The sequence below is a fragment of the Shewanella putrefaciens genome, from assembly GCF_016406305.1.
Lineage (GTDB): Bacteria > Pseudomonadota > Gammaproteobacteria > Enterobacterales > Shewanellaceae > Shewanella > Shewanella putrefaciens_C.
This window is the reverse complement of sequence record NZ_CP066369.1, coordinates 148686-161233: the sequence shown is the minus strand read 5'-3', so window position 1 is coordinate 161233 and position 12548 is coordinate 148686. Positions and strand designations below refer to the sequence as shown.

The window sequence follows — 12548 nt, the reverse complement described above, 5'->3', positions numbered from 1 at the left end:
TTATTGATCACGCGCCAAGATCAAAAAACTGGCAAAACCCTTTTATGTTGCGATGCCGTTTAAAACTGATAGCGTAGATTAAACTGGGAACTGAGGAAGTCATTGGGCTCTATATCCACATACTGATAGCCAAGTCCCACCGACCAAGCATCGGTGAATTGATAGCTAAAGCGCACGCCAGCATACCAATCCGTACCATCCAAATCCGTCTTTAAGCTGGTGTTTCCCATAGTGCTACTGATATCCGCTTGCCAATAGAACAAGCCGACTGGTACTTCAAATCGCCAACCTTCATGCTGTAACAGGGTGAAACGCAGCCCTAACATCACACCGTCTGCAAGTACCGGAGTCACGCTCTTCACCAACTCGTGGTACTGCTCCGGTGTTAAGCTCGCGCCTTCAATCCTTGCGCTTCCTTCACCAAAGTCGGCATAACCTAATTCTACCGCCATTGTTGGCGTCCATTGGTACCCGACACTCACACCAAAGGCAGTATCGCTGTTATCTATCGAGCTAACGACTCCCTCGCCCACCTGTGGCTGTAGATCTTGTATGCCATTATCGGTCTTGGCCTGTCCGATAAATCCCTCCACATACCAATCGGAGGCATTGGCCTGCTGGATTGAACTCAGTAGCAACAACCCCAATGCGACTTTTTGCCACTCTCTACGACGGATTAAACCACCCGCAAGGATCAAAGCTATTGCCCATAGAGACATGCTACCTCCCCCCGATTTATTATCTATGACCACTTCTTGATACGCCTTCACAGTGATAAGAACTTGCCCACTCGCTTCTCCGCCCAAACCATCACTCACTTGATAAGTCACTGTATCTACTCCATCAAATCCGGTTTTAGGGATGTAGCGCAGTTTGTTTGACTCGACAGACACTGTCCCTTGCTGTGCACTCGCACCCACGAGAGATAACATATTGCCGTCAGCATCTGTGTCATTACTCAACACATCGAGCAACAGGCTAGTTCTGTCATCGGTTGCAGCACTGTCGTTTACGGTAATTGGTGTCGTATTGCCGTTCACAATCACAGTCAACTCACTACTCGCAGTGCCGCCTTTGCCATCGGTGATGCTATATATCAGCACATCGGTACCGATAAAATCGGTTGCGGGCATATAACTAATTTGCTGATTAGCAAGAACAGTGACAGTGCCGAACTCACTGATGACTTGAGTGACAGTTAAGCTATCACCATCGCTATCCGTATCATTAGCAAGCACATTAACATCTAGACTCTGATTCCATGGGATGGAAGCCGCATCCGGATTCGCCACAGGTAAATGGTTACCATTGAGCATCACCGACACCCCACTTGGGTCGACAATAGTGCGGTTAGCCACACCATCATCATCGTTAGGGCCGCCATCTTCGATGGTTAACTGCACGCACCAGTGTCCCTCGGTTAATCCCGGAGCCCAACGACTATCCCCAGGTGGTGGACAGAAACCACGTTCGCCCTCAGTACTAGCAACATTGTTGCGTTCATCGATCACAAAGTCCTGCCAACCATTTGGTGTGTTGAACTTACGATAAACCGCATTTGCGGGGATCGGCGCGCGTTGTGGCAACACTAAGCTGTAACTTTGACCTTGTTGCGGCAATCCAGTCGCAATGAAGTCAAAAATGCCCCCCACATTGGCAGCCACAGCATCCTCAGCTACGGCATTGGGCTGTAGCTGTACGCCACTCTGCCCTTGTCTTAGGGCAATATTACCCAGACGTAAACAAACGCCCGCTTGCCCCTCTGCCAAGAAGTACACAGGTTCAAGCTCACCCTCTGGCATAACACTACAATCGCTATTCGCATCCAAATAATCTGGAACACCGTCACTATCCGTATCGGTGAAACCTTCCTGATCATCTGGTATTAAGTCATCGTCGGTATCGGCGCCAGTCAATACAGGTAAACTTGGACGCACGACGATGTACACTTTTTCAGTCGTAGACAGTGCTGGCAGGCCATTATCGGTGGCTGTCAGGCTCACGGGATAAATGCCAGGTTGCACCGCAACAGGTGAGAAGAACATACCCGCATCGTCGGATTGCAAGCTCAACGAACCACTATCCCAGGATAAGGTTAAGCTATCTTGCATGTTCGCATCCGTCACTTGTGTATGAAAATGTACCTCACCGCCATCTTGCGCCACGATAAGCTGGTTCGCTCCGGCCTGAGTGACCTCTAAACTCACTTTAGGAGCAATATTTGCCTCAGTGATCCACACCTGAGTCTGCTTCTTACTCCCCAGATTCAAACCAGTGTCTAGGGTGATCAGCGCATCTTCATCCCCTTCAATCACAGCATCCTCCGTGGTGCTAAAGCGGATCTGTGCCATTTGTCCAGAGGTAACCTCCACCACACCATCGACCAGATCGTGGTCTGCATTACCTGCCGAGCCCGATACTGTATAGGGGATGGATAGCGGATAAGTAGGCGCATCACCATTGAGATGCACACTGACTACTACCTCGTTACCTTCACCGACAACTTGATCCTTACTCAGCGAAATTAAGGGGTTGACCTTCACCTTCTGCGCCTTGATTGCTTTATTTCCATCACGGTCCACTGCTTGCCAGTACGCCAAATAGTTGCCTGGCGCGAAGAACAGGCTCTTATTCACCAGAGAAACCGGTAATGGATGCCCATTTCGATCGACCGCTTTAGCAAAACCCAGCTTCACTCGGGTAAATAGCCCAGTTGCATTCACTTCGACATCATCAGGCAAAGTGATAACAGGCTGGAGATCAGACTCAGCACCTTCAATCAACAGGTTCACAGTGGCGTTTGCCCGCCCTTTATTATCATCACTGATGGTATAACGCAGTGCAACGGGTCCGACGTAAGCTTCAGGTGCAGTAAATATCAATCCCTCGTCGCCAATTTGAACGCTGCCGATATCCGCCGCGGCACCATCAATCGTCAGCGGATCACCATCCACATCCACATCGTTCGACAGTACCGTTAGGGTATAGATATCACCCTCGACACCGGTGAGCGTATAACTGTCGTCAACGGCTTGTGGTTCATCATTCACCGGAGTGACTGTTATCATCACAGTACCGGGCTCTGAACTCAGCTCAACATCCTTGGCGATAAAACTAATCAGATCTGTGCCGTTGAAATCCTTCTCAGGGGTATATAACCAAACGGAACCGTGCTGCTCTAGGGTGCCAGATCCTGGCTGAGCGACCACTTCATAGGTCAGCGGATCACTATCTGCATCCTCTGCGGACAAAGTGATCATGATTGAACTATCTTCCTCTAACGTCACGGTCGAACCTATCGCAACCGGTGCATCGTTTACGTTGGCCACTGTGATGCTAAAACTTTGCTCGGCCGTTAAACCGTCCGAGTCCATCACTTTCAGTGTCACTGCATGCGACCCCACATCGGCATTGCTTGGTGTACCACTTAAGACTCCGTTCGCCGCATTAAAGCTTAACCAACTCGGTTTAGTCAGCGCGCTTAAGGTCAACACGTCGCCCACATCGCTGTCACTCGCCGCAAAGCTGTAGCTGTAAGCTGCATCTTGGGTGGCACTGGTGATTGCCGTAGAACTAATCGTTGGCGCATTGTTAACGTTGGTCACTGTGATACTAAAGTTTTGCTCGGCCGTTAAGCCGTCCATGTCGGTGACTTTCAGTGTCACTGCATGCGAACCCACATCGGCGTTACCTGGCGTGCCACTTAAGACGCCAGTCGCCGCATTAAAGCTTAACCAGCTCGGCTTAGTCAGCGCGCTTAAGGTCAACACATCACCCACATCGCTGTCGCTCACCACAAAGGTGTAGCTATAAGCTGCATCTTGGGTGGCGGAAGTTATCACCGTCGAACTAATCGTTGGTGCATCATTAACGTTGGTTACTGTGATGCTAAAACTTTGCTCGGCCGTTAAACCGCCAGTATCGGTGACTTTCAGTGTGACCGCATGGCTGCCCACATCGGCGTTACCTGGTGTGCCACTTAAGACGCCGCTCGCCGCATTGAAGCTTAACCAACTCGGTTTGGTCAGCGCGCTTAAGGTCAACACATCACCCACATCGCTGTCGCTCACCGCAAAGGTGTAGCTGTAAGCCGCATCTTGGGTGGCGGAAGTTATCGCCGTAGAACTAATCGTTGGTGCATCATTAACGTTAGTCACTGTGATGCTAAAACTTTGCTCGGCCGTTAAACCGTCCGTATCGGTGACTTTCAGTGTGACCGCATGGCTGCCCACATCGGCATTGCTTGGTGTACCACTTAAGACGCCTGTCGCCGCATTAAAACTTAACCAGCTGGGTTTGGTCAGCGCACTTAAGGTCAACACATCGCCCACATCGCTGTCGCTCACCACAAAGGTGTAGCTATAAGCTGCATCTTGGGTGGCACTGGTGATTGCCGTAGAACTAATCGTTGGCGCATCGTTTACGTTGGTCACTGTAAGATTGAAAGCAGGTAGGCTCGCACTGAGCACTCCGTCACTCACACTGATCACAATTGCCGTCATTACACCAACATCGGCATTACTCGGCGTGCCAGTTAATTCCCCTGTTGTTGTATTAAAGCTCGCCCACGAAGGTCGATTTGTAATATCAAAAACTAAGCTACCACCGTCCACATCTGCACCTGTTGGCAGGAAGTGGTAGAGTGCACCTTGGGCCACATTGGTCGCAGGTATCCCAATAATAGTAGGGACACTATTCACCACAACATTAAAGGTCCGAGTGCTAGCATTACCCGCAACATCTTCGAGCGTCAGGGTGATGGTGCTCGTGCCCGATCCCAGCGCAGTCACAGTTACACCTCTGTCGGCATCGCTTCCTGCCAATACAACATCCGCAAGTGGAACCACTGCGGTATCAGAACTCGCTGGCGTCACCAAGATATCCGTCGCAGCGGTTACATCATCGGCAATAGTAAAGGCGAGCGTAGATGAGCTCTCACCAGGTTGAATGTTTTGATGATCAATCGCTGAGGAAGTGGGTGCAGTCGTATCAATAGTCACAGATAGGGTGCTCGATGCGACACTGCTATTTCCTGCAATATCAGTCGCAACCGCTGTGATGCTATGGGTTCCAGGGCTCACGCTCGTTGCGTTAACACTCCAGGCACCACTCCCATCCGCATTGACTGTACCAAGCTCACCATCAAGATGGCTGCTAAGGACAACGCTGGTGCCGGCCTCTGCAGTGCCCGTCAGTACGAGCGTCGTATTCTTGGTGATATTATCCGTTGAACTCACACCTGAATCACTTGCCGCATCGAGATCAGGCGCAGAAGGTGCGACAGGTACAGTGGCGTCTTGAGTAATAGTAGGGACATTCTGAGGCGCAGAAACATTACTCGCTGCATCGCTGGCAACCACGACAAAATTATTGTCACTGTCCGTCGATAATGCAGCGCTCAGGGTCCAAGCGCCCGCCACCACAATAGTATCATCCAACACAGTCGCATTATCGGCAACGCCATCATTGTTCACATCGGCATAGAGACTGATTGTCAACCCATCTTCAGCGTGCGTACCGCTGATCAATGTCGTTGTCTGATTGCTACTGATGGCGCCAGCAGGCGTAGTAACCACAGGCTCGACGGGGGCAGTCGTATCAACAATCACATTGGCACTGTTCCACTGGCTATAGCTTAAGTCGGCATCGTTGCTGCCCGCATCTCGCATAGTGTCGCCATTAAGTGCGATGCCATTGGCATCGACAATTAACCCACTCGCCCCCGTATTGTCACCCGCTTGAACTGTATATCTATAGGTCAGCACACCACTCGCCGCAGACACAAACACAGCCTGACGAGCCACACCATCGATATCGAGCGACAGCGTAGAAAGTGTGCCAGAAACCGTCACATCCTCGGTCAAGGTGAGAGTGATATCGATAGCACTGCCGACGCCATAATGACCATCGTTAACATTAACCACATTCACCGCGGGAATTGCAGCATCCTTCGATATGGTATCGGTCACTGCGGGACTAGAAACATTACCCGCCGCATCGGTTAGGGTCAGGCTTACAGTCAGGGTGCCATCCCCTAAGCCACTCACATTTATATTGGTGATCTGCTGTGACGCACTCACGACGGCAATAGTGCCAGTGACAGGTGTGCCTGAACTGCCGGTAATAGTGTAATTTGCGCTGGTTCCCACCTCCGCACTCGCTAAGGTCAGGCTAATCGCATTTTGATTTGCCTGAGTCACCGACGTCTGGTCAAAACTGACGCCCGAAATAGTTGGTGCATCCGTATCGACCGAGTGTGTTGTGCCGGCACTATAGGCACCGAGTGCATTACCCGCATCATCGACAATATCACTCGCTGTATGGCCTACCTTCAGACTACCCGTACCCGATATGCCATTAACAGTGATGGCAACACCCGTTCCAGAGCTAGCGGAAACGCTCGAAATAGTGCCAGATGCAGTGCCTGTGCTCGCCAGGGCAAAATCATCCATCGTCAGACTATTCACAGATTCGCTAAAGGCGAGATTGAATATCACACTGGTATCCGCGGCCGCAGCACCTCCTGCGGGAATCGAGCTAGTTATCGAGGGAATTTGTGTATCGAGCGTAAGCGCAAGTGCCGCCGACGCCACGCCAGTATTGCCAGCGGCATCGGTCGCAGTGGCCGTAATGTTATGCACTGAATTACTGGTTAATAGCGGGGTAAACGACCAATTTCCAGCGCCATCGGCAGTTGTTGTACCCAAGACACCATCGATGCTTGTAAGCGTTACTGTGCTATTCGCCTCGGCGCTGCCTGTGAGTGTCGGAGTGGTATCGTTGGTTACATTGTCTGTGCTGCTGATCCCGGAATCGGAGGCCATAGCTAAATCTGGAACAGAGGGAGCCAAAGGCGCATCGCGATCGACAGTATGACTTGCGCCACCGGTATACGCAGCGGTATAGCCATTAGTGCCATTACCATTACCGGATGCATCTTGGATATTGGAATTCGCTTTGACATCGAGTCTCAAACTACCCGTGCCACTCACAGTATTCACAGTCACATCAACACTGTTTCCAGATACCGCAGAAACGCTGGCAATACTGCCACTTGCCGAGCCTGTTGCTGTGAGCACAAAATCATCGGCAGAGAAATTGCTCGCTACCTCATCAAAACTCACAGTAAATACGAGACTAGCCGCATTCGCTGCGGGTGAGCCCGATACCACCACGCCAGTAACAACTGGTGGAGTAACATCGGCAACGGTAAAGTTCCAATCGGTTTTATTACTAATGCCGGCGTAAAGGTTACCCACCAAGTCGGTAATAGCCCCATTGGCGATTTGAATGTAATAACTGGTATTTTCCACTAGGTTAGCGGCTGGATTAATAGTCAACACACCAGCCGTTATCATTAGCTGTCCGGCTGGTGAACCCACATCAATGGTCGCTACGAGCACATCGTCGGTGTTGTAAATAATGATATTACCGCTACCGAGTTGAATAGTTTCATTCATGGTCAGCACAAAATTGGCATCGACTGCCACCCCAACATCGCCATCTAGGGGATTCAAACTCTGCACTGTCGGTGCGGCTGTATCCACGAGAATTGCGACAGTTGAACCAACCGAGTTCAGCGTGAGCACTAAATCATTACCCGCGCCGTCAAGTAAGGTTCCCCCGTTGGCATCAACGCTAGATGCCAAGCCAATACCATCGGTATCGTTATCACCAGACTGCACTGTATAACTAAAGACTAAATTGGAGGTTCCGGAACCACTGATATATGTGGCATAACGGGTTGCTCCGTCAATGGTTACGGCGATACGCGGCGTACCACCTCCCGTATTAACAATCACATTTTCAGTGCTGCTCACCGTAAAGCTCAAGGCTTCTCCAACCACATACGTATCATTTGCTGGGACAGCAACGCTACTCACAATAGGCGCTATCGCATCCACTAATACGGACGAGGTATTACCGACTGCATTTAAGGTTGAGCTCAAGCTATTACCAGAACTCTCTTTTAAGGTGCCGCCATTGGCTTCTATCGATCCCGCGATCGCTATTCCATCAGCATCGAGATCGCCACTCTGCACTGTATAGCGGAAAGTCAATGCGCTGCTACCGGAGCCGGAAAGATAACTGGCATACACAGTAGATGCACCGAGCGTCAATGCAATACGCGGCGTGCCACCAGCAGTATTCACTGTAATCGCTTCACTGGTATTAACGGTAAAATCGAGGGATTGACCGGTAATATAAGTTGCATTAGCCGGAACGCTAACACTGGTTACCGCTGGCACCACATTATCCACAGTTGCATTACTGCTATCAGCCTGGGTTTTGCTATTGCCCGCATTATCCGTGGCCGTGACCGACACATTACGACTCGATGCATTAATGGCACCCGCAACTAAGGTATAAGTCGCCGTCCAAGTACCGCTGCTATTGGTTGCCGCGACAGCGGCGCCACCACCAAACTGGCTGAAATCAACCGTTGCGGCACTGATGGTATCGCTGTTATCGTCACCAATGACAGAATTGTCCCAGCTGGCCGTCACTGTATCGCCTACTATGTAAGCGCCCGCAGTACCTGTGCCGCCGGAAATACCGATATACACATCGGATACCAATGGCACAATACTATCAACTGTCGCGTTGCTGGTGTCTGCAGTTGTTGTAGTGTTGCCCGCGTTATCAATCGCAGTAAGACTGATATTGCGATTTGTGGCATCAATAGCACCTGAGGTAATAGCGTAGGTTGCTGTCCAAGTACCGCTACTATTGCTCGCCGCCACCGCAGCACCGCCACCAAATGCAGAAAAGTCCACAGTAGCACTGCTGATAGTGTCGGTGTTGTTATCGCCACCCGCGGTATTATTCCAACTGGCGGTTACTGTATCGCCAATTTTATAGGCACCTCCGGTACCAGTAGCACCGCTGATGCTAAGACGGTTATCTGTGACAACTGGCGCAACGTTATCCACAACGGCATTGGTTGTGTCAGCAGTAGTAGTGTCCCCTTGGGCATTGGTTGCGGTCACGCTGACATTACGACTGGATGCATCAATCGCACCAGAGGTGATGGTATAAGTTGCCGTCCAGGTTCCGCTGCTATCCGTCGCAGCCACAGCGGCGCCACCACCAAATTGCGAGAAATCGACAGTCACACCTGTGATACCGGCATTATTATTGCCGCCAGCGGTATTATTCCAAGTTACAGTAACGGTATCGCCAATTTTGAAGGCTCCCCCAGACCCTGTTCCCCCTGAAATGCTGATATTGCCATCGGTTACTGTCGGCGTGGTTGACGCCGTTAATTGACTGCTATCTGCCGTGGTTAAACCACCAGAAGATGCACGCAAATTGAAAGTTTCACTACCCGCACCAGAATTGATGTAGGTAATTTGCATACTGGTAAAAGTGGATACGCCACTGCTGGGCGTGATAGACACTGTGGCACCATTACCATCGGTATCTCCCGTCCCCGTGATCGTCGCGCTGCCCGCACCGTTAACTTCCGCCAAGGTAATACCTGTAGCATAACCCGTGTCCACAATGCTGTTTGCATCGCGTGCCGATACGATTGGCACAGTAGAGAAAGCAGTGTTCTGACCGCTAATGACGCTAGTAGGTGCAGGTTGAGTATCGAATACCAATTGGGTGGCTACTACATCTGAGGTTACAGAATTGCCATCAACAGTCGGCAAATTTGAATCAACGCCATCCTGATCATTCGCGGTCAGAGTGAATGCTTGCTGATCGGCGGTGGCGGTATAAGTCAAGTTGCTAAATGTCGCCACACCCGCGGTCGCCGCTTGAGTAGCGTTGGTTAAGTTTCCCGCACTGGACTCGGTCAAGGTAAGGGTTTCGGCGAAGTCCACATCGGTATTGCCGAACGCATCACGCGCCACAATAACAGGTTGGGTCGTCAATGCCGCGCCGGAAACAGAACCCGCAGGCTGAGTGGTAAAGACTAGCTGGCTAGCGACCACATCAAGGGTTGTGCCGCTGCCATTGGTGATGGCACTCTGCCCGCTTGCCATTTGCGTGCCGCTGCCGCCGACCGTGAGGTTAGTATCGCCATCCACACTCAAAAGAATTGTGCGATCTTCTGTGAGCGCCGAGTTGTCGTTGTAGTAGGCATTCACTGTGTAGGTTTCATTGCCGCCGTTAGCAACGGAAATGCTCAGGCCGGAGAAGGTAATAGTATCGCTACCCGCACTGTAGGTACCAGCCACATTGCTGGCATCCAGCCCGTTCAGGCGCCAGGTAATTTTGCCGCGATCAGCATCGGTACTGGTGCCACTCACGTTGACAACAATTTGAGAGACAGTGGTCGCAAGACCGTCTGAAGTTCCGCCATCTGTGATGGTGAAGTCAAAAACACCCACAGCTTCACCGACCGTATCAATGGTGGTGGCAAGACCAATAGGCTCAACAACGCCGCCTGCAGCGGTGAGGGTGGCGTCAGAGTTGGCAGGAGGAGTATCTATTGCATTCACGATTGTGAAACCATAAAACTCAAAGTTCTCCGGCCCATCATTTGCAGCAACACAAGCACTAGCGCAATCAAAAAATAATTTGAACCCTTTTAGTTTAACACCAGAAAAATTCCCTAACTGCCCAGCTCCAAAGGTGAAGGTTTGAGCACCTGCACTTCCGTTAACAGCAGAGGATGTGACCGTTCCGCCACTCTGCAAGTAACCGACAATACGCAGATTAGTAAATTCACTAGAGTAGCCAGCGTACTCGCCTCCCGTTAATCCAGTTAACTCAAATGCAGTGGTATTGGTACCATCTGCACGCAAATAAAAATAATGGTTAGTGCTAGTCGCCCCGCCATGCATGTAAGCAAAATTGCCAATGCTATTGCCTAGATTTTGAGTGACGCCATCGCCACCCTTAGCGGTTAATCTGAAATGAGTAGGAGCGGGCTGTGAGAGCTGTGCCGTTCCCTGTCCGCTCCAACCTACAAAACCATAAGTGTTATTTGCAGCTGGCGTCAGCACACCCGAAAAATCCCTTAAAGCTTTTTCAGAAAACGCCAAAGTAGATTCAATATTTCCGCGGGTAATTTCTAAATCCCAGTCGCCCTGTAATTCAGCATTGCCGGTTAAATTATTGGAGGCAGCAATATCCAAGCCCGTGTTATTACTGATGATATCCAGCAACGCTTCACCGGCTTCATTCGCTGCCAGATCGCAACCGTAAAATAATAAATCGCCACCTTCACGCACCGCGCCTTTTAACGCGGCAAATGCGTGCACTTCACGCTGAATTGTCTCCGGGGTAATGCGTGAATTACCGAGCAAAATAGCGCCCGCTTGTGCGTGGGAAACCACATGAATAGCGGCAAGATTTTGGTGGCCATCAAGTGCATTAATTAATTGCGGTAATCCAGCGATAGAAGAATCTAACTCTACCAATTGCACACTAGGTTTAAGGGCCCGACGCAATACCGATTTATCAGCTTCAGCCACTGCGCCATCAACAATCACCAGCTCACGCACCGGATGTGCACTCTGGATATCCAGTTGATCACCAGATAAATCAATTAGATCCTGTGGTAGAGAGGTGTCTGAACGCAATAATAGATCGGTCGATGCACTTATCGATGAACTCAAATAGGATCGCTGATAACTCGGCGCCGCGATTGCACCAGCACCATAGAGTCCAAATGGTAATAACAGCGAGGAAAACCCACTAAGTAGTGCGTGTCTCATGATAAGTGATTCCCTTCATTTTTTGCGTTAGGTGCTACAGGTTTTTTACTCGCAATAATATTGGCGGCAGTACCGGTTTGATCTTGCCAAAAATCCATCTCTTGATATTTCATAAATAAGTCAGGCGGTAAAATACTGCGCCTACTTTTGTATTCCACTTTCCGTTTAACACTGTGCAAACCTTTGACCCCAAGATTGTGATCAAACTCATTTTCAGCATAGTCGACATGATTAAAATCGTGATCGAATTGCGGTTCGCCAATAAAACGATAGATTAACTCCAGCGTGCGTGCCGGATGCTGGGTAAGCAGATCATAATCCACTAATAGCAAGCGATCAGAAAACTCGCCGTAATAGGCTTCCTTGAGTGCCGTCCATGCACTTCCAACCGTGCCACCAGCGTTGATTAATGACTCACAGCGGCTATACACAGTCTGACGTGAGGCCGCATTGAACATACGGCTGTAGTCAAATGGGTTTTTCCGGTAGATCACTTCAAAACTATCCATAATCCAAGCCGGATTGCGCACACAACAAATCACTTTAAAATCATCAACCAACTCTACCAATTGGTGCAAACGGGCAGTCCAGTGACGGTTGGTGTCAAAAATCACCGGATGGTTTTTATCTTGGTAATAAGCATCAATTAATGCCCGACAAATGACCTTACGCTTATGTTCATCGAAAAATGAATAGGACTCACTACCCGCCCCCATTTGTTCGAGGGCGCCATTCACAAGCCCTGCCACAGGGCTACTCATAGCCGCATGAAAGCGTGGATTTTGCCGAAGTATACCTGCGAGCAGCGTCGAGCCTGCACGCGGTAAACCTGAAATAAAATGTATTTTGTTTGGCATCAATGTGACTTACTAATTA

2 protein-coding genes are annotated in these 12548 nt (G+C 50.2%); both read right to left on the bottom strand.

All coding sequences use genetic code 11. The annotated features are described in order from the left end of the window. Nucleotides 1-59 precede the first annotated feature (59 nt). Nucleotides 60-11672: an Ig-like domain-containing protein gene (locus tag JFT56_RS00670; RefSeq protein ID WP_198781880.1), complete on the bottom strand. Its 11613-nt coding sequence runs from the start codon at nucleotides 11670-11672 to the stop codon at nucleotides 60-62. After that, nucleotides 11669-12529: a sulfotransferase family protein gene (locus JFT56_RS00665; RefSeq protein WP_198781879.1), complete on the bottom strand. Its 861-nt coding sequence runs from the start codon at nucleotides 12527-12529 to the stop codon at nucleotides 11669-11671. The genes JFT56_RS00670 and JFT56_RS00665 overlap by 4 nt, the downstream gene beginning before the upstream one ends. Nucleotides 12530-12548 lie beyond the last annotated feature (19 nt).